This is a genomic window from Paenibacillus sp. FSL M7-0802, assembly GCF_038004945.1.
GTDB lineage: Bacteria > Bacillota > Bacilli > Paenibacillales > Paenibacillaceae > Paenibacillus > Paenibacillus polymyxa_B.
Map to the genome: position 1 here is coordinate 3,431,176 of NZ_JBBOSD010000001.1, position 20,464 is coordinate 3,451,639.

Here is a 20,464-nt window from a genome sequence, read left to right on the forward strand (position 1 = left end):
TCTGTCTATTTTTTATTTCCTTTATTATAGCTCGTACAGCTTGTCCGTCAAAAGAATAGACAAGAGCGCATATTTTAAATTTGGAGGAATAACATGACATGAGGTGTTGTATTTATATGAATAGAGTCGTATAATAATACATATTTCATAGGAACGGAATGGAGGAAGGTCTGTGAGCAGCAAGTTAAAAGTGGCAATTGTCGGTTCCACCGGGTATGGCGGGGTGGAGCTGATTCGTTTTTTGGTTCATCATCCGCAAGTAGAGATTGTATCTGTTATTTCTTCGTCCAGCGCGGGTGTCCCAATCAGTGACGGGTTTCCACATCTAACGGACATTGTGGTGCAGGATTTGGACGGTGTCGAAGTCCACGAAATTGCTGCCAAGGCCGATCTGGTTTTCACTGCTACGCCATCGGGCGTTAGTACCAAGTTAGTGCCGCAGCTTCTTGATGCAGGACTGAAAGTCATTGACCTTTCCGGGGACTTCAGGCTTCGAAGCGGGGAAACGTATGAAGCATGGTATAAAAAGCCTGCGGCTTCACCCGAGTATCTCAAGCAAGCGGTATACGGACTCAGTGAGGTGTATGCAGAAAAGCTGGCGGGCGTTTCTTTTATTTCAAATCCAGGCTGTTATCCGACCGCAACATTGCTGGGGATTATTCCTGCGCTGAAAGCGGATTGGATTGACCATCGGTCGCTGATTGTGGATGCCAAATCCGGTGTATCCGGCTCGGGTAGGGGAACAAGTCTTGTTTCGCATTATGCGGAAATGAACGAGAATTTCAAGGCTTATAAGGTGAATAAGCACCAGCACATCCCTGAGATCGAACAGGTACTAGGTGATGTTGCGGGCGAGGACGTTACGATTACGTTTACGACACAACTTGTTCCCATGACCCGAGGAATTATGAGTACAATTTATGTCACGCTAAAGGGTGACCATACAGATCAGGATCTTATCGGGTTATACCGGGATTATTATAAAGGGCATCCTTTTGTCCGGGTACGTGGCGAAGGTATATGGCCAGCAACGAAGGAAGTATTGGGTTCGAATTACTGCGACATCGGTTTTGCAGCAGATGCCCGAACCGGGCGTCTTACGATTATTTCTGTCATTGATAATGTTGTGAAGGGTGCCGCTGGACAGGCGATTCAGAATTTAAATTTGATGATGGGATGGGAGGAGAACCTCGGGCTGGGCTTCATACCGGTATATCCGTAAGTAGCAAGTAACCGCAACAAGATGCAGGAAACGTCAGCGAGCGGAATTTCGAATACAGGCAGCTGTCATTCATCGAATATGTTGCGAACGAGGGCACATAATTATGGGCAAAGTAGAGTTTACAGTAGTAAACGGGGGGAACATCGTAACTCCGCGTGGCTTTACAGCCGGGGGATTACACTGCGGACTAAAAAATACGAACCGCAACGATATGGGCGCGATTCGTTGCGAGGTAGAGGCGACAGCTGCTGCGGTGTACACCACCAATGTGTTTCAGGCTGCACCGCTGAAGGTGACCCGCGAGAGCTTGGCAGATGGTCGATTGCAGGCAGTAGTGGTGAACAGCGGGAACGCCAATGCCTGCACGGGACAGCAAGGGGAGCAGGATGCCTACGCTATGCGTTCGGCTGCGGCTCGTGAACTGGGTGTTGCTGAGAGCAATGTAGCCGTCGCCTCGACGGGCGTGATCGGCGAGCATTTGAAAATGGATCGTGTGCTTGGCGGAATATCCTCCTTACCTGACCGTATGAACGGGGCAAACGATGGAGCGGAGCAATTTACCCAAGCCATTCTGACAACGGATTTGGTTAAAAAGGAAGCATGTGTGGCGGTTGAGGTGGACGGTGTGACCGTACACATCGCCGGGGCGGCCAAGGGATCGGGCATGATACATCCGAATATGGCAACGATGCTCGCTTTTATGACCTGTGATGCAGTGATCGGACAGACGGCGCTTCATCAACTATTAAAGCAGGCAACGGATACCAGCTTTAATATGATTACGGTGGATGGGGATACGAGCACGAACGATATGCTAATCGCCATGGCGAGCGGACTGGCTGGCAACCGTGAGCTGCACGTAGGGCATCCCGATTGGGACGCTTTTGCCGAGGCGTTCACCTATATCTGCCGAGAGCTGGCGAAGGCAATTGCTCGCGATGGAGAGGGTGCTACGAAGCTGGTAGAGGTGTCTGTAAGCGGAGCGGTAAGCGATGCGTCCGCCCAAGCGATAGCCAAGACAGTGGTTGGGTCCAGTCTGGTCAAGTCGGCCGTTTTCGGAGCAGATGCGAATTGGGGACGGATTATTGCGGCCGTAGGGCGTGCCGGAGAACCTGTTAATCCAGATACGGTAGATATTCGCTTGGGTGATATTGTTGTGCTAAGCCAATCGAGTCCGGTCGCTTTTGGCGAAGAAGAGGCGCTAGCCTATTTGCGGGGAGATACGGTGCAGATTATTGTTGATTTGCATCACGGGAACGGAACCGCTACAGCATGGGGCTGTGACCTAACCTATGATTATGTGCGGATTAACGCAGCTTATCGGACATAGGTACCAGAATAAAATACGGATTGAATAAGGATAGTAGTTGTTAGAAGCAACGAGCGGATGGAAGTCCAGTATCATTTGAAAATGGCACGGATATGCAGAGAAGAAAAGGAGAGATGATATGCAATCGGCAGTGGAACACGCGGATCAAGCGAATCATGCGGGAGTGGCACGTCGTAATTTTGTGATGAAATGCGGAGGAAGTACGCTGGCTGCGTTACCTGATTCCTTTTTTGAAGATTTGGCGCGTTTGCAGTCGGAAGGTCTTCAACCTGTCATTGTACATGGCGGTGGCCCTGCGATTTCCGACAACTTGGCGAAGCTGGGGATCGAAACGGAGTTTATTCATGGATTACGCAAAACGACCGAACCTGTGTTGGATGTCGTGGAAATGGTACTGGCAGGCAGCATTAACAAGCAGATTGTACGTAGAATAGGGATGCATGGGGGCCGAGCGTTGGGGTTGTCAGGCAGTGATGGCTATTTAATCGAAGCCAAGCCTGTGTCGAATGCCGCTGAGGTCGGTTGGGTCGGAGAGGTAACATCCGTTCAAGCCTCGATTATTACAGGTGTACTGGATATGGACTATATGCCTGTTATTGCACCCATCGGGATTGATCGATCGGGTCAGCGTTACAACATTAATGCGGATACAGCGGCGGGTGCGGTAGCCTCTCATCTGGGGGTCAGTCGGATGATCGTCGTTACAGATGTACCAGGCATATTGAAGAAGTATGGCGGAGAAAAGAGAGTGCTGGACTCTATCACTGTACAGGAGATTGAGGATATGATCAGCACAGGTGAAATATACGGTGGTATGATCCCGAAAGTGAGAGCGGCTATTGCCTGTATCCACGGCAAAGTGAAGGAAGTCGTCATTGTGAACGGTAGCCAACCGCAGGTACTAAGCCGTGTGCTGGGCGGAGAATCGATTGGAACACGCATCGTGCGTATGCAGTAATTACAATATATAGCTCGACCTATATAACCAAACGATAAAGGAGCGTGAACATAATGAGTAAGGAACCGAATACGCTGGTGAGCGAGGAAATGCCAAGTACGGATGGAAGCGGAGTGCAAACGGAAAAGGTGTCGGCAAAAGCGCAGACAGAAAGCTCTCTTTTTCCAACCTACGCAAGATACCCGCTTACACTGGTAAAAGGACAAGGAAGCTGGCTGTGGGATGATCAGGGCAAGCGTTATCTGGATTTCATGTCAGGCATTGCCGTTACCAATCTCGGCCATGCGCCTCAAGCAGTAGCTGAGCGATTGAAAAAACAGATCGATGAACTGTGGCATGTATCCAATCTGTTTCATATTCCGGGGCAAGAACGAGCCGCTGCCTTGCTGACAGCCAATAGCAGCGCGGATGCTGTGTTTTTCTGCAACAGCGGGGCCGAAGCGAACGAAGCTGCAATTAAGCTGGCGCGTCGTTACCACCAGAAGGTAAAGCAGACTGGTCGCTACGAAATCATTACGTTCACGCAATCCTTTCACGGACGGACGCTGGCAACCTTGACTGCTACGGGTCAGGACAAAGTTAAAGAGGGTTTTTTACCGCTTCCTGCTGGGTTCAAAAGTGTTCCGCTTCATGATCAGACGGCGCTTGAAGCAGCCATCAGTGAGCATACGGCGGCAATTATGCTGGAAATGGTGCAGGCCGAAGGTGGCATGTATCCGGTAGACCCTGCTTTCGTAGATGTGATCACAAAGCTGTGCCGCGAGCATGGTTTGCTGCTGATCATTGACGAGGTACAAACAGGTATGGGACGGACGGGCAAACTGTTTTCCTTTGAGCATTATGGTATAGAGCCGGATATCTTTACATTGGCGAAAGGACTGGGCAGTGGTTTCTCTGTGGGTGCGATGCTAGGCAAAGGATATTTGCGTGAAGCGTTCACAGCGGGCAGTCATGGTTCTACCTTTGGAGGTACGCCACTTGCTATGGCAGCGGTTCAAGCTACTATTGAAACGATTATTGATGACAAGCTACCAGAACGTGCAGCTGAGATGGGAGATTACCTTTTCCATAGTCTGCAAAAGCAGCTTGGAGATAGTCCTTTTGTAAAGGATATCCGTGGAAAAGGTCTGATGGTCGGTATTGAGTGTGCAGAACCGGTAGCGGAGCTTGTTTTGGCAGGACAGAAGAAGGGGATTCTGTTCATTACAGCAGGACCGAACGTGATTCGTCTGTTGCCTAACTTGTATGTAACGAAAGACGAAATAGATCAGGCTGTAACATTGATTGCTGAATTGATTCGGGAGCATGTGGCTTAGTGTAAAGGCCAAATCATCCTAGACTAGAGTACAAAAGGAGACGATAGCATGAGCCAGGGCGGCGCACTGCAGCAGATGAATTTGAAGGGGCGGGACTTCCTGGAACTGGACGATTACTCTTCAGAGGAAATCCAGTATTTAATTGATCTCGCCATTGAAATTAAGCGTAAGCACAAAAACGGAGAAACCTATCAGCCGCTAAAAGGGAAAACGCTCGGACTGATTTTCGAAAAATCCTCTACACGTACACGGGTATCTTTCGAAGTCGGTATGTATCAATTGGGTGGGCATGCTCTTTTCCTCAGCAAAAATGACATTCAACTGGGACGCGGCGAACCGATTAGCGACATGGCTCAAGTCATGTCACGTTATCTAGATGGCATTATGATTCGTACCTTTGGGCACGATAATGTTGTAGAGTTGGCACGTTATGCGTCCGTTCCTGTGATCAATGGATTGAGTGATTTAGCTCATCCGTGCCAAGTGCTAGCTGATTATCAAACCTTGTATGAGCAAAAGGGTAAGCTAAAAGGGCTCAAATTGGCTTACATCGGAGACGGTAACAATATGGCTCATTCCCTCTTGATTGGGGGAGCGAAGCTTGGAGTGCATGTGTCCATCGCAAGTCCAGCTGGATACGAGCCTGACCCGAGTGTGGTCGCAGCTTCCCGTGAAATTGCCAAACAGACAGGTAGTGAGATCGTTATAACCCAAAGTCCGCAGGAAGCAGTACGAGATGCGGATGCGATCTACACAGATGTGTGGGCGAGCATGGGCTTTGAGGAAGAGCAGAAGGAGCGGGAGCTTGCTTTTGCCGACTTCCAGGTGAATGAGGAGCTGGTCAAGCTGGCGAAGCCGGATTATTTATTCCTGCACTGTCTCCCTGCGCATCGTGGGGAAGAAGTGAGCGCAGGCGTAATCGATGGTCCGAATTCGGTCATTTTTGATGAAGCGGAGAATCGTCTGCATGCGCAAAAAGCACTGTTAGTTGCTTTAATGGCATAAGATTGATAGGTATTGATAGGTAAAGAAGATAAAGGTAAGCAATCGGGGAGGACTTCAACAATGGCAAAAGAAAAAATCGTACTCGCATATTCCGGCGGTCTGGATACGTCGGTCATTCTGAAATGGCTCAAAGAAACTTATGATGCTGAAATCATCGCATTCACCGCAGATATCGGTCAAAAGGAAGAACTGGACGGTTTGGAGGAAAAAGCACTCGCTACGGGGGCCTCCAAAGTGTACATTGATGATCTGCGTGATGAATTCGCCAAGGATTTTATCTATCCGATGTTCCAGGCGGGTGCTTTATATGAAGGACAATATTTGCTCGGAACGAGTATTGCACGTCCATTGATCGCTAAGCGGATGGTCGATATTGCGATTGCCGAGGGAGCAACAGCCATTGCTCACGGGGCAACAGGCAAAGGTAACGATCAGGTGCGCTTCGAGCTGAACGCGGCGGCGTTGACGCCGGATATCAAGGTGATCGCACCTTGGCGGCTGGAAGAGTTCCGCAATCAGTTCCCGGGCCGTGCAGAAATGATTGCCTATGCGGAAAAACACGACATTCCGGTAACTGCTTCTGCAGCCAAGCCATACTCCATGGACCGTAATCTGCTGCATATCAGCTATGAAAGCGGCGTGCTGGAGGACCCTTGGTTTGATCCAAGTGCTCCTGAAAATAAAGAAATGTTCTTGCTCAGCAACGCGCCTGAGGACGCTCCTGATGAAGCAGAATATTTGGAGTTGGAATTTGAAGCAGGTAACTGCGTCGCTTTGAACGGAGAACAGCTAAATCCACTGCAAGTGATGGAAAAACTGAATGAACTGGGCGGCAAACATGGTATCGGACGTGTGGATATGGTGGAGAACCGTTTTGTTGGTATGAAGAGTCGGGGAGTCTATGAGACGCCGGGCGGTACGATCCTGTTCACAGCTCACCGTAAAATGGAATCTATCACGATGGATCGCGAGGTTATGAATCTGCGTGATAGTCTGATTACCCGTTATGCTACCTTGGTTTACAACGGTTTCTGGTTCGCACCGGAACGTGTCGCTTTGCAGGCTCTGGTTCATGAGAGTCAGAAAAATGTCAGTGGTACCGTGCGCGTGAAGCTGTACAAAGGCAACGTTATCGGTGCAGGCGTTAAAAGTCCAGTTAGCTTGTACAACCCGGACATTGCGACCATGGAAGCCGATCCGACACAAGCCTACGATCAAGGCGATGCAACAGGCTTTATCCGCTTGAATGCTCTGCGTTTGAAGGTCAACGCGGGCGTAACACAAAATCATAAATAATGATGTAACCTAAAAAATGTACGGGATGCGGGCCGTTCTTGTCCAAACGACGAGGGCGGCTTGTATTGCAGAGAGGGGATCATGCAATGAGTAAGCTATGGGGCGGACGGTTTACGAAGCAAACGAACAAGCTGGTAGAGGAATATACGGCTTCTATCGGGTTTGATCAGACGTTGGCGGAAGAAGATATTCAAGGCAGTTTGGCTCATGTGGCCATGCTGGGGAAATGTGGAATTATTCCGCAGGAGGATGCAGACACGATCAAGGGAGGACTACACACGGTCCTAGAGCGTATCCGCCGTGGGGAAATTGAATTTTCTGTTTCGGATGAGGATATTCACATGAATATCGAAAAAAATCTAATCGAGGCCATTGGTCCGGTCGGGGGTAAGCTGCACACTGGGCGTAGTCGTAACGATCAGGTAGCAACGGATATGCACTTGTATTTGCGCGGACGTGTGGTATCGCTGGTGGGTATGCTGCATGATGTACAAGCTGCATTAATCGGGCAGGCAAAGGATAATCTGGACACGATTGTACCTGGATACACACACTTGCAGCGTGCGCAGCCTATTTTATTTGCACATCATCTGCTGGCGTATGTGTCTATGCTGGAGCGTGATATTGACCGACTCAAAGACAGCTACAAGCGGATTAACGTGTTGCCGCTCGGTGCTGGCGCTTTGGCCGGGACCACTTTTCCGATCGACCGTCATTTTGTAGCCGAGCAACTGGGATTTGATGGCGTATATGAAAATAGCCTCGATGCCGTCAGCGACCGGGATTTTATCGTAGAGTTCCTGGCTGGCGCCTCGCTGATTATGACGCATTTGTCTCGTCTGAGCGAAGAATTGGTGCTATGGAGCAGCACGGAGTTTGGTTTTATCGAGCTGGATGATGCTTTTTGCACAGGCAGCAGCATTATGCCGCAGAAGAAAAACCCGGACGTGCCCGAGCTGGTACGTGGTAAAACCGGACGTGTCTATGGAAACCTCATGGGCTTGTTGACTGTACTGAAATCCTTGCCGCTGGCATACAACAAGGACATGCAGGAGGACAAGGAAGGGATGTTCGATACCGTTGCCACGCTGGAAGGAGCCTTGCAACTGTTCGCACCGATGATCGCCACGATGAAGGTGAACAAGGATCGCATGCGTCAAGCGGTCAACCAGGATTTCTCCAATGCAACTGATATTGCGGACTTTTTGGTCGGCAAAGGGCTTCCGTTCCGTCAGGCGCATGAGGTCATTGGCAAAACCGTGCTGTATTGCATCCAGCATGGAAAATATTTGCTTGATCTGACACTGGACGAATTTCAGCAGTTTTCGGATCTGTTCGACGATCGTATTTATGAGGTGCTTCAACCAGAAGCGGTAGTTAATGCACGGAATGTATATGGCGGAACCGCTACTGGGCAGGTACAGGCAGCCATTGGGCGCAGTGAACAGCTCCTGGCGAATACATCAACATGGTTTGAAGGGCACAAGCCGAAAAATTAATCAGTAAAGAAAGATATTATTGTCTTGCAATAGTAGCGGGATGCTGTGTAAAATCAGATTTTAAGGAATTAGCAATCTAGGTTTCAAAGGCACCGTTCGCGGTGTCTTTTGTGCTTTTTGAGGTATTTGTTTTATTCATGATCCCAATGATCATGAAATGCATAGATTTCCTGGAAGGTATTTTTCATAGCATTTAATTTATAGTTCTAAATACCTACTAATACGCTAGTGTGAAAGTTTCTAGAATTTACATTTTTGTATACTACGCCTACGATGATTATGGTAGAATAGCACTAAGTTTTTCATTGAATTACCAATTCAATAGGACAAGAACTATATTCAATAAATAAATGTCAAGTTACTAGAGGCACTTTTGATTAGGACAATTTCATAAATGTGTAAATGAAGGGCTTGAATGAGAACATAGGTATGTCCTGGTTTCGGGAGAACGGCAAGTAAAAGCTCTAAAGTCGATGTAGCTGAAGGCAGAGTCGGGATGATCTAGGGAGGTATTATGAGAACTAAAAGGACGGCGCGTCAGTTAAAGAGCGCTTGGTTCGGTTATCGCGCTTCTGAAGCCGATCAACTGATATCTTCATTGCATGAGGAACGGGTGCAAGCGGAGGAGTTACTGCGTGAGGAGCGGGAACTTTTCCACGCGGCGCTGGAACGGAAAAAGCAGCGGGATGCGGAGTTAAAGCAGCTGCTTGCGGATGCGCTTGCGGAAGAGCGGCGCTGGATTGAAAGGGCGGGAATTCATGGGTGACAAGCTTAGGTGGCAGGTTGGAGGAGTTTCAATTCGCCAAACCAAGAGAAGAATAAAAGAAGAGCGTCAGCGAATCGAACAACTGCAACAACAGCTAGAGGCTCAGCGGTTAGAGCAGGCCCCGGTGCTGTACAAGCTTGATTTTCATATTGAAGAGTTAGAACGGCGACTTCAGGATACAGAACTTCGTATCCAGGCGATACAGAACGCCAATGATACAGCAGCAGCTGTGGAACAATTGCTGGATGAAGGGATACAGGATGGACAGGTGCAGGAGGCTCAAGTCCAATATGCCTCTGGGCAGGAACAGACAGCAGCAGGAGCTGCTATGGGCGCTGGTTCCAGTATCCCTGGTACGGAAGGCGAAGAGGCGGCAACAGGAACGCAGAGTGGACGAAACGGCAAGGCCCGTCTGGGGGATCAACTGGTGGAGAACGGGATGATCACCCGCGATCAGCTGACAGATGCCATCCGTAACCAGAAGCGTTACGGTGGCAGGTTGGGTGATATTCTTGTAGAGATGGGCTTCATTACAGCCGAGCAGCTCCAAGAGCAGGTTGACGGCGACGAGTCCAAGGAGCGCCTAGGCGATATGCTGGTTCGTTCCGGCTATATATTACCGGAACAACTGGAGCGCGCACTGGAGTTCCAGGCGAAGAGCGGCGGGCTGCTCGGCGACATCTTGCTGTCATTGCAAATGCTGGAACCTGCGGATTTGTACCGCGCGATTGCTACACAGAACCGAATCGGGCGCATTGGTGAGGAGCTGGCGCTGGATGCGGCGTACAAACTACCCGAGCAAGTGGCAATGGCTTATGGCGTGGTCGTCATCCATCAGTATATGAACCGATATATTGTGGCGGTTAGCGATCCGTTGCCAGAAGAGCGACGCTTGAAGCTGGAGGAAATCCTGGGTATGCCGGTAGAGCAGGTGCTTGCTACGAAGGAAGAGATGGAGCAGCTCTGGGGTAAAATCTACGGTGAAGAAATGATGCAGGAGAGCACGACTGGGCTATTGGAAAAAGAACCGCACAATTCGGCGCGGACGACTTTTACAAAGGGACAACTTTGGGTGTTCGCAGCTATGGGTATGATTACACTGCTCGGTCTCTTGTGGAACAGTTGGAAAACGGTGTTGATCATCAATATGATGATTCAGCTGTTTTATTTTGCGATGACGCTATTTAAATTTGGCATTATTTATCTCGGTTCCCGGCGTGGGGCGCAGCTTCGTTTTACGAAGGAAGAGGTTGACGCCATGGATGAAAAGAAACTGCCGATCTATACCATTCTTGTACCTATGTATAAGGAGGCGGGCGTGCTTCCGATGTTGTTGCGGAATTTGGAGCAGCTGGATTATCCAAAGTCCAAGCTGGACGTGCGGCTGCTGATTGAAGAGGATGACATTGAGACGATCGAGCTACTTCGTGAAATGAAGCTGCCGGCCTATTACACGACACTGGTCGTTCCAGACGGTTTGCCGAAAACCAAGCCGAAGGCATGTAATTATGGACTTATTCGGGCACGTGGCGAGTTTGTCGTGATTTACGATGCTGAGGATCGTCCCGACGCTGATCAGCTTAAAAAGGTCATTGCAGCGTTCGATTCACTCCCTGAGCATTATGCATGTATTCAAGCGAAGCTCAACTACTTTAATAGTACACAAAATTTGCTGACCCGCTGGTTCACTCAAGAATACAGTATGTGGTTCGAGTTACTGCTGCCGGGTATTATGCAGTTAGATACCCCAATTCCTTTAGGCGGCACATCCAATCATTTTCGGGTATCTGTATTGAAAGATATTAATGCGTGGGACCCCTACAATGTAACCGAGGATGCCGATCTGGGCATACGTCTGTATAAAGGCGGCTACAAAACTGCTATTGTCGATTCCCGCACATGGGAGGAAGCTAACAGCCGCGTGGGCAACTGGATTCGTCAGCGGTCACGCTGGATCAAGGGGTATATGCAGACATGGCTGGTTCATATGCGCAATCCGGTTAAGCTGGTGCGCGAAGTGGGCTGGAAGGGCTTTTTCGGCTTTCAGGTGATGATTTTGGCAACTCCGATGTTGCCGTTGCTGAATCCGATTTTTTGGGGCTTGCTTATTTTATGGTTTGGCTGGGAATTATCCTTTATTCCCAAGCTGTTCCCGGGGTATGTGTATTACCTGGCCAGCGCGGAATTTTATATCGGTAACTTTCTGTTCGTATTCAGTAACGTGGCCGGAATGTATTGGGTCATCGGGGAACTGGAAGAGCGCGGTGAACGAACATTTTCATACGCGATGGTCAAATATGGGCTACTCTCGCCGTTATATTGGGTACTTATGAGTATAGCTGCGGTGAAAGCCGCTTGGCAGCTCATTACCAAGCCGTTCTATTGGGAGAAGACGACACATGGTCTGACCGATATGCACGACTTGGATGATACCCCGGCACAGTCCTCCTGAATATGAAGAAAGAAGGAGCAAGAATGGAGACAAAAACACCTTTTTTATCCGTCGTCATTCCCATGTATAATGAAAGCTCGCATCTCGAGCGTTCACTTAAGGTAATTGATGGGGTATTGTCTGTTGTCACCTCACGCTATGAGCTCATCATAGTAGATGATGGTTCCAAAGACGATACGTGGCTCAAGCTGTCCGAATTGTCCCGTCGTATGCCCTCTTTGCTCGCGCTCCGACTGAGTCGGAACTTCGGTAAGGAACTGGCGTTGTGTGCAGGTTTGGAAAATGCCTCTGGCGATGCAATCATTGTCATGGACGGTGATTTGCAGCATCCTCCTGAAATGATTGGTGAAATGGTACGTTTATGGCAAAATGAAGGTTATGATTTGGTCGAATGTGTGAAAGAATTTCGGGGAGAAGAGTCGGTGGGCAAAAAGCTCGGAGCTTCTTTGTTCTACGCGACCCTGAACCGCTTGACGGGCTTTAATCTCAAGGATGCCTCCGATTATAAGCTACTGGATCGACGAGTGGTGGATGCCTGGATGGCGATGCCAGAACGGATGCCGTTTTTCCGCGGAATGACGGCCTGGCTAGGTTTCCGCAAAACCCAGATTTCATTCCGGGTGGCTCCACGCGAAGAGGGGCCAAGCCGCTGGAGTCCGCTAGGGCTGACTCGACTGGCAGCAGAAGCGATCGTTTCGTTTTCGACAGTACCGTTGCGGGTAGTGAGTCTGATGGGCCTCATTTTCATGCTGATTTCAGTCGTATTGGGGATTCAGACCTTAATGCGCAAATTAACGGGTGACGCTGTGACCGGTTTTACCACTGTGATTTTGCTGCTCTTGATTATTGGCAGTGTACTCATGCTGTCAATTGGTGTGGTAGGAGAATATATTGCCGCCATATATCACGAAGTCAAAGCTAGGCCTCGCTATCTGATAGCAGATAAACGGGCGAATGCTGACCGATTGTGGGTGGACAGGGAGTTTAATCAACATGATCAGACGTTCATATCTAAAGTATCCAATCATTAAATACGGTATTGTGGGGCTGCTGGGTACAGGTATCCATGTTGGTGTGCTTGTGTTGCTGGTGGAGTTGTTTACGGTACCAGCAGTAACGGCTACTACAATCGGATTCGTGGTTACATTGCTCGTTTCGTATGTGCTGAACCGAAACTGGACGTTCGAGCCTACCGGCGAGGGAAGCCGCACCCAGTTTCTTAAATATTTATTGGTCTGTACCTGTGGCTTGCTCTTAAATGCCGCTCTGATGTACGTGACCATTCACTGGATCGGTTGGTCGTATCTGATCGGTGAAGTACTAACTACCATCATCGTGCCTGTTCATAATTATATCTGGAACCGTTACTGGATCTTCTCCGTTCCGCAACAGCGTCAGAAAGAGGTTTCATGATTTTAAGAAAACACGAAAAATTGCTATCATTGTTTGCTTGTATTACTACTCTTGAACTGGCCGTGGGTGTGTATTTTGCATGGCATCTTGGCTATATGCATACCGATGCGCTCAGTCGAGTGGCTAATGCATTTTATGTGCTGTACAGTCGTGACCCACACTTGGGTGCTATCGGGTTTGTATGGAATCCGCTGCCCAGTTTGATGGAACTGATAGTGCTGTTGTTTTATCCTTTATTTCCGGTACTCGCTTCCCACGGGCTGGCGGCAGTGATTGTGAGTAGCCTGTTTGCAGGGGCGAGCGCGGCATTATTGTATGCGACGGGCAAACAGTTGGGGCTTCACGGTGCAACCAGCTTGCTGATTGCGCTATTATTTTCACTGAATCCATTTATGTTTCTGTTTGGCTTCAACGGCTTGAGTGACTCGCCATATATCTTTTTCATCCTGTTGACAGTGAGTCGATTTTGTATGTGGTTGAAGGATCGCAAGGCGGCGAATTTGATCGTATCCGGTTTTGCGCTTGCATTGGCATTTTGGGTACGCTATGAAGCGGTCCCGCTCGGCGTTGCGATGGCTGTGGGTGTATTGCTGACGATCTTTTTTCTGCACCGGTGGCGTACAAACAGAGAGAGGGTTAGAACGGAATTGTCTTTAAAAGAGCGACTGTACAAGGTGGAGGCGACATGGCTTCTATTATTGTTGCCACTTGTCTTTTCCGGCCTGCTTTGGCTCTTTTTTAACTGGATTATCATGGGCGACCCACTTTACTTTTTACGCTCGCAGTATTCCAATTCCACACAATCAGCGGCTTTGTTGGAGGATCAACGCTTTGTGGCCATGTTTGCCCACCCTGTGCTGATGCTAAAGTTTATCGGGCAACGAACCTTATGGTATGCTGCTCCGTTGATTGCCATTTTGCTCATACGACTATTGGACAAACGTCTGTTGAGTTGGAGCACGCTTACGCTATTAGCAATCTTTTTATCGGTGCCTGGACTTCAGCTTTTGCTGATGCTCAAGCAGTCTTCTTTTGGCTGGTTCCGATATTTTATGTATGTATTCCCGATTACGGTTGCCTGGTTGCCGTATGAGCTAAGTTTATTAAAGGGAAAAATGAGGGGAATTGGAATCTCTCTGGTAACAGTTGGGATGTTGGTAACAGCAGGTTTGTTATCCTACGCACTGACGAACCCCGCGATTGCAGCGGATGAACACAGCTATTTGACGCATAGTGGCAATGAAAGCTACGAACGGCAAATTATTGAGCGGAAAATAGCGCCGTGGCTGGATGAGCATTATGGTTCATCCCTCATTTTGACAGATTCCTATGCCGCCTATCCGATTATTTTGAGTAGTAAAATTCCAAAGAAATTTATGATTACGAGTGATTTTGACTTTGGGGAATCTTTAATGGATCTGCCTGCTTCCAAGGTGGATTATGTCTTGGTCACGCGCTTGGTGGATGGGGTACCGATGGATCAGGTGAACCGGAACTATCCTGATTTGTTCGAAAAGGGAGCGCCGTGGGCCTCGTTGGTACATGACTTTGACGGGCAGTGGCGACTGTACAAAATAGAGCATGAAGAATCGAAATAATTATGATATTTTAGTGCATCGTAGCGGAGGGAAGCATACAGCTGTAGGGTGTGATTAGGCTACAGCTGTATCACCGCAAGAAGTTTGAGGGGGAACGAGAGGAATGTCCTTTCGCAAATGGTCTGCAAGCAGATGGATGGCTATAGGTCTGTTTGTATTTATACTTGCATTGGAACTGTCTGCGGGCATCTATTTCAGCTATGTTCTGGGATATATGCACACAGACGCGCTCAGTCGCGTAGCTAATGCATTTTATGTGCTGTACAGCCGTGACCCGCATCTGGGCGCAATCGGATTTATCTGGAATCCACTACCCAGTCTTCTGGAAATGGTGATTCTACTGCTGTATCCAATCTTTCCGGCATTAGCCACCTATGGATTGGCTGCTGTCATTCTTAGTGCTACCTTTGCCGCTTTGACCGCTATGTTGCTGTATCGGGCGGGGGTCAGAACAGGGCTTAGCTCAGGGATGAGCATCATGCTGGCACTGTTGTATGCACTGAATCCGTTTATTTTACTGTTTGGTGCCAATGGGCTGAGCGATTCGCTATACATATACTTCATTATGATGACGGTGATTGAGTTTGCATTGTGGCTCAAGGATCGCATGACGGCAAGTCTGATTGTTTCTGGATTAGCGCTTGCCATGGCGTTCTGGACTCGCTATGAAGCGGTTCCTCTGGGCGTGGCAATGGCGGGTGGAGTGGTATTGGCGATCATGTTTCTACATCGAAACATGGGCAGACGTGAACTGGCCTTGCGAGAAAAACTGCACAAGGTAGAGGCAACTTGGTTACTGCTTCTGCTCCCCGTGGTCTTTTCCGGGCTGTTGTGGATTTTCTTTAACTATCTCATTATGGGGAATGCTTTTTATTTCCTGAATTCGGAGTATTCGAACACGGCCCAATCGGCAGAGCTGCTGAATGATGATAAGTTTGTAGAGATTTTCTCCAATCCGCTGGTGGCCTTGAAATTTATTGCTTCCAAAACACTCTGGTATTCGGTACCGTTGTTTGCTATTCTGTTCATTCGTCTGTTGAGTGGACGCTTGTTCCGATGGGGAACATTGATTATTTTGCTGCTGTTCCTGTCAGTGCCAGGGTTGCAATTTTTACTCATGATGAAGCAATCTTCGTACGGATGGTTTCGTTATTTTATGTACGTGTTCCCAATTACCGTAGCCTGGTTGCCCTATGAGCTGAGCCAGCTTCAGGGACGATGGCGGAGGGCAGCCTTTGGCCTGGTGTCCGTCAGTCTGCTGCTTACCGCTGGATTACTTTCCTATGCATTGACTCGCCCGGATATTGCACCGGATGAGAACAGCTTTCTCACACGAACGGGGAATGTGAACTATGTGAGACAGGAGTCAGATCGTAAGATTGCCGTCTGGTTGGATGAGCATCTGCCGAAGTCTACCATTATGACCGATTCGGCTTCAGCCTACACCATGATTGTCTACAGCCAGTATCCAAAACGCTTCCTGATTACCAGTGATTATTTGTTCAATAAGGCATTAAGTTATCCGCAGGATAGCCATGTGGATTATATCCTTGTACCTAAGATCATGTCAGGCATGCCACTGAGTAAAATCAATATGGTATATCCGAATTTATATGAAAAAGGCGCTCCTTGGGTCCAGCTTGAACGTGAGTTTAATGGTGAGTGGCGCTTGTACAAGGTGCTACCCAAGTCACTAACTAAAGGATCTCCATCGACGGAGACCACGACAAATCCCTAATGTGCATAAAAATCCCCGAGCCTATCCTTTCGCTATGGTGCGATGAGGGAAGCTGCGGGGATTTTTTAACCTGTTTAGTGCTCTTTGAGCGGTAGCCACGCCAGTACATCCTGAATTTTCGCGTCCCAGTATCCCCATTCATGAGCTCCAGGACCTTCTTCGTAGGTCAGCGGAACTCCGGCAGTATTACATGTTTCACGAAAAGCCTGATTTCCCTTATATAGGAAATCCTCCGTGCCGCAGCATTGGTAGAGCCGGGGAAGTGAGGTCCCCAAAGCAGCATGACGTTGTAACAGTTCCAGCAAATCGTGATCCGTTCCACGTATTTCATCTGGACCAAAAATGTTAAGCCATTCCGCTGGACTCATCGCATTTTGCATAGGATCGGTGCGTGATGCGTGTAAATCCATGACTCCCGAAAGGCTGGCAGCGGCTGCAAAACGCTCTGGATGCTGGAGCGCCAGTTTGAAAGCACCATATCCACCCATAGAAAGCCCGGCTACAAAATTATCTTCACGCTTGTCGGACAGAGGAAAGAATGAACGTGCCAAAGCCGGCAATTCTTCGCTGATAAAGGTCCAATAAGCCGCGCCTTGCTCCATATTCGTATAGAAACTCCGATGTACCTGGGGCATGACGACAGCTAGGCCCAATGAGGCGACATAGCGTTCAATGGAGGTTCGACGTAACCAGGTTGAATCATCGTCCGATAGGCCATGCAGCAAATACAGCGCCGGATGTGGCCCGGTTCCTTGCTTGCCTTCCAGTCCAATCTGCGAACGGGTTGCCTGAGGAAGAATAACATTCATGGATGTGCTCAGACCAAGAACTTCAGAATAAAACTGACATTGAATAAGAGCCATAAGAAGACCTCTTTTCTTAGGGTTTTGTGACCTCATTGCGGTGTTCCAGCATATGACCGAGTATTCATTCAGTATACCTTAGCCTGTCTAAATATACATATCCAAGTGAATGACTAGGTATTAAGTCCCGTTTCTTATTTATCCTACATTAGGAGGGGGTATGGTTATATGGGACGATTTTTTTAATTTGGGGGTTATTTGGGTTTGATTTCTGGTAAAGTGTTTAAAAAAGAATGATGAATCCAATCAGAGGAGGAATTTATAGCATGGGAAAAAAGTTAAGAAACACAGTTACAGGTGTATTGAGTACAGGTCTTATTCTTAGCGCATTCAGCGCAGCGGCAGCTGCTCCTCAAACTACAAGTGGTCATTGGGCAGGAGATCAGGTGCAACGCTGGTCAGCCACAGGACAATTGGACGGCGCGGTGAAACCAGATGCGGCAATCACACGTGCAGAATTTATTGTTCTTCTGAATCGCAGCTTGGGTACGTTCACGCAGGATACTCCAGCAGTGACTGACGTAACGTATGCGGACAGTGTAAAAGTAAACGGTAATGGAAGCAGAACGTTCACAGATGTACCAGCCTCTCACTGGGCATACAACGAGCTGACAAGTGCCGTGAATGCAGGTTACATAAGCGGCTATGCAGATAACAAGCTCAAACCAAATGGTAAGGTAACACGTCAAGAAGCTGCGGCTATCGTAGGCAAAGCTATTGGACTCACTGCCGGTAACGCAGCAGATGTTACTAAATTCATTGACTCCGACAAAATTGGAGCTTGGGCGAAGAAAAGTGTAGCGGCAGCTGCGGAGCAAAAAATCATCAACGGTTATCCGGATGGTAAATTCCAGCCACTGAAGTCGCTGACTCGTGCAGAGGCGATTGCTATTCTGGACGCTGCTTCCGGTTACAACCTGAGCCCTGTTGATAATCTGACGACGACTCCTGGTGGAACGGTGACGGATTCCACATACGGCAATGTGACAGATTCCACTTATGGTAACACGTCGACTACTTCTGGCAGTGAAACAGAAGATAGCAGCACAAGTACCAGCACAGATAGCACGACTACGGACAACTCTACAACCATAGATACCAACACAGATACTGACACAACTACGGATACGACTACAGATAGCACTACAGACACAGCTGCTGACGCGGTTGCAACTACGAAAGCACTGAAAGTCAACGATGTGTATGACGGAGAAGGTACAATTACGGGGACAGCTAAAGCAGGTTCCACAGTAACCGCCTATTCCAACGAACTGCCTATCGGTAGTGCAGTAGCCAAAGATGATGGCACATTTAGTATCAGTGTGCTTGCTCAAAAAGCAACGGTTAGGCTGGTAATCAAAGCTGAAGATGCAGACGGTAACGAAAGTGAGCCTGTAGAAATTTCTGTTTTGGGTAAACGCAGCGAGTAATTTATAGCTAAAATCCCCCTTTCACTCTGTCTGGAACAAGTCCAGCCGACAGTGGAAGGGGGATTTTTCGTTTATTCGCTTATACCGTCCTCGACAATAGACTTCTCGGGTTCACGTGTTTGTGGCTCAGACGATGTGCCACCGCCATAACTAGCTATAATGCGTTGCTGCGCTCGATACGTATCGCGGCTGATTCGGGTGCGATTTACGGTTTTTCCGTCCACCTTTTTTACCCGGAATGTTTCTACCACATACCCTTCTTTGCCCTGCCGAAGTACTTGATAGAAGCCGGGGGAAAGGGAGTCATTACGGAGTCTCTTCTCCGGTATGGGAAGTATGCGAACCGTATGGGATTCCAGTTCATACGAAACATTGGACGGAAATGTACCAAAAAATTTAACAGTAAGCGTTCGGTTTTGGACAGCCGCACGAAGTAGTAAATGTTTTCCTGTATTGTTTCTAAAACGAAAATTAATGGACCCTGTAGCAAAAGTCGCATCCTGACCTTTGGGCAGGTAGCTGACCGGCAAGGAATGGTTGCGGCGCTCAACAATGTCCAAACCGACTCGCAGTGCTGCATTATACACCGTGCTGGATACCTGACAAATCCCGCCGCCTATGCCGGACTCCAACTGACCGTTCACGATCACTGGAGCTTCACGAAAGCCATGAGTGCGCTCAGCCTTGGCAATCAATTGACCGTAGTCGAATATGTCGCCTGGCTTGAGAATTAAACCATCAACGGTGCTTGCCGCTGAATTGACGTTATACACACGTCCTTCCGAGCTGCTGCCGAGACTGGTGGAGAACTGGACGATTTTACGCTCAATCCCTTCGTTACGCAGGCTGTCCACCGAAATTTTCGGCTCCAGCTGAAGGAACGGTAATTCCACTCGTATCGGCTCCTCAGAAGCGGTAAAATCCTTGGGCAGCGCCTTATCCAGTGCGGCGTCCAGTTTGGGCCAATCCAGACGTCGCGCAGAGCGCCCCGGAATATAACGAACCTGATCATTCCCGTCAATCTGACGCACAGCATTGAAAGGCATGCCATATCGTTGCTCCTCCCAATCGGCTCCGAATTGGGCTTTCAATATCTCCTTCTGTCGGAAAGATGCGATAGACCATTCCTTTTCGAAGCTAAAACGTGTCTGCACACGAGTCCATAGATGCTCCGAGCTGAGCGCCTTAACGGTATTCCGAAATGCCTCCGCTTTATAACGAATCCCTGCTTCCCCGAGTGTAAGTTTTATATCCTGTGCACTGCTGTCACTGTCCGTCAGAAGCAGTGGGCGTTGCTTTAATGCATCCAGCTTTTTATCCACCAGCCGGAGAGCGGATGTGTAATCCATGCTTCCTACGTTGACTCCTCCGACCCTCACTCCCTCCGGCAGCGTTTGTCTGTCGGCGTACAGATGAAGTCCCCCCCACAACATGGCCAGCGCCAGAACACCAGCCCATATCCAAATGACAGATAAATGAATTTTTTTCATAATGCAGATGTCTCCTGTCTGATAAGCTTGATAGCGTACTCGTGTGCCATATTATTCATATATATGTGCCAAAAGCAGAAAACTTTCG

General features: G+C 48.7%; 16 protein-coding genes. 14 read left to right on the forward strand and 2 right to left on the reverse strand.

Features of this window, described 5'->3' with window-relative positions; genetic code table 11:
* Nucleotides 1-172: 172 nt before the first annotated feature.
* The 13 genes from argC (at nucleotide 173) to MHB54_RS15940 (ending at nucleotide 16,593) form a co-directional block, all read left to right on the forward strand.
* Entirely contained in the window at nucleotides 173-1,222 is a 1,050-nt protein-coding gene (argC, locus tag MHB54_RS15880; RefSeq protein WP_076264494.1) for an N-acetyl-gamma-glutamyl-phosphate reductase, read from the forward strand.
* 103 nt (nucleotides 1,223-1,325) lie between these two features.
* Nucleotides 1,326-2,552 carry a bifunctional glutamate N-acetyltransferase/amino-acid acetyltransferase ArgJ gene (gene argJ / locus MHB54_RS15885; RefSeq protein WP_264454454.1) on the forward strand — a complete coding sequence of 409 codons (1,227 nt, stop codon included), beginning with the start codon at nucleotides 1,326-1,328 and terminating at the stop codon, nucleotides 2,550-2,552.
* A gap of 118 nt (nucleotides 2,553-2,670) precedes the next feature.
* The gene (gene argB, locus MHB54_RS15890) at nucleotides 2,671-3,510 is read left to right on the forward strand and encodes an acetylglutamate kinase (protein ID WP_264454455.1); all 840 of its coding nucleotides are present in this window, start codon (nucleotides 2,671-2,673) and stop codon (nucleotides 3,508-3,510) included.
* Between the two features lie 53 nt (nucleotides 3,511-3,563).
* Complete coding sequence (locus tag MHB54_RS15895) at nucleotides 3,564-4,826, forward strand: acetylornithine transaminase (RefSeq protein ID WP_023990633.1); 1,263 nt, start codon at nucleotides 3,564-3,566, stop codon at nucleotides 4,824-4,826.
* A 48-nt stretch (nucleotides 4,827-4,874) separates the two neighbouring features.
* Nucleotides 4,875-5,831, forward strand: a complete 957-nt coding sequence (argF, locus tag MHB54_RS15900) for an ornithine carbamoyltransferase (protein ID WP_264454456.1) — start codon at nucleotides 4,875-4,877, stop codon at nucleotides 5,829-5,831.
* A gap of 60 nt (nucleotides 5,832-5,891) precedes the next feature.
* The gene (locus MHB54_RS15905) at nucleotides 5,892-7,127 is read left to right on the forward strand and encodes an argininosuccinate synthase (RefSeq protein WP_023990631.1); all 1,236 of its coding nucleotides are present in this window, start codon (nucleotides 5,892-5,894) and stop codon (nucleotides 7,125-7,127) included.
* A gap of 86 nt (nucleotides 7,128-7,213) precedes the next feature.
* Complete coding sequence (gene argH, locus MHB54_RS15910) at nucleotides 7,214-8,626, forward strand: argininosuccinate lyase (RefSeq protein WP_053326223.1); 1,413 nt, start codon at nucleotides 7,214-7,216, stop codon at nucleotides 8,624-8,626.
* Between the two features lie 514 nt (nucleotides 8,627-9,140).
* Nucleotides 9,141-9,392, forward strand: a complete 252-nt coding sequence (locus MHB54_RS15915; RefSeq protein ID WP_023990629.1) for a hypothetical protein — start codon at nucleotides 9,141-9,143, stop codon at nucleotides 9,390-9,392.
* Nucleotides 9,385-11,844 carry a glycosyltransferase family 2 protein gene (locus MHB54_RS15920; protein WP_053326222.1) on the forward strand — a complete coding sequence of 820 codons (2,460 nt, stop codon included), beginning with the start codon at nucleotides 9,385-9,387 and terminating at the stop codon, nucleotides 11,842-11,844. Before MHB54_RS15915 ends, MHB54_RS15920 begins: the two co-directional genes overlap by 8 nt.
* Nucleotides 11,845-11,867: 23 nt before the next feature.
* Nucleotides 11,868-12,875 (forward strand): glycosyltransferase family 2 protein, encoded by a 1,008-nt coding sequence (locus MHB54_RS15925; protein WP_023990627.1) that lies wholly within the window; start codon nucleotides 11,868-11,870, stop codon nucleotides 12,873-12,875.
* Complete coding sequence (locus tag MHB54_RS15930) at nucleotides 12,838-13,257, forward strand: GtrA family protein (protein WP_023990626.1); 420 nt, start codon at nucleotides 12,838-12,840, stop codon at nucleotides 13,255-13,257. Before MHB54_RS15925 ends, MHB54_RS15930 begins: the two co-directional genes overlap by 38 nt.
* Nucleotides 13,254-14,855, forward strand: a complete 1,602-nt coding sequence (locus tag MHB54_RS15935; protein ID WP_264454457.1) for an ArnT family glycosyltransferase — start codon at nucleotides 13,254-13,256, stop codon at nucleotides 14,853-14,855. The genes MHB54_RS15930 and MHB54_RS15935 overlap by 4 nt, the downstream gene beginning before the upstream one ends.
* A 103-nt stretch (nucleotides 14,856-14,958) precedes the next feature.
* Nucleotides 14,959-16,593, forward strand: coding sequence for a glycosyltransferase family 39 protein (locus MHB54_RS15940; RefSeq protein ID WP_068938870.1), 1,635 nt, complete (start codon nucleotides 14,959-14,961; stop codon nucleotides 16,591-16,593).
* Nucleotides 16,594-16,667: 74 nt separating this feature from the next.
* On the opposite strand, the gene MHB54_RS15945 is transcribed toward MHB54_RS15940, so the two are convergent.
* Complete coding sequence (locus MHB54_RS15945; RefSeq protein ID WP_076264489.1) at nucleotides 16,668-17,456, reverse strand: alpha/beta hydrolase; 789 nt, start codon at nucleotides 17,454-17,456, stop codon at nucleotides 16,668-16,670.
* Between the two features lie 266 nt (nucleotides 17,457-17,722).
* Between MHB54_RS15945 and MHB54_RS15950 the strand changes: the two genes are divergently transcribed.
* Nucleotides 17,723-18,886 carry an S-layer homology domain-containing protein gene (locus MHB54_RS15950; protein ID WP_028542121.1) on the forward strand — a complete coding sequence of 388 codons (1,164 nt, stop codon included), beginning with the start codon at nucleotides 17,723-17,725 and terminating at the stop codon, nucleotides 18,884-18,886.
* A 71-nt stretch (nucleotides 18,887-18,957) separates the two neighbouring features.
* Here the strand turns inward: MHB54_RS15950 and MHB54_RS15955 are convergent, their stop codons facing one another.
* Nucleotides 18,958-20,376 carry a VanW family protein gene (locus MHB54_RS15955; RefSeq protein WP_254348538.1) on the reverse strand — a complete coding sequence of 473 codons (1,419 nt, stop codon included), beginning with the start codon at nucleotides 20,374-20,376 and terminating at the stop codon, nucleotides 18,958-18,960.
* Nucleotides 20,377-20,464 lie beyond the last annotated feature (88 nt).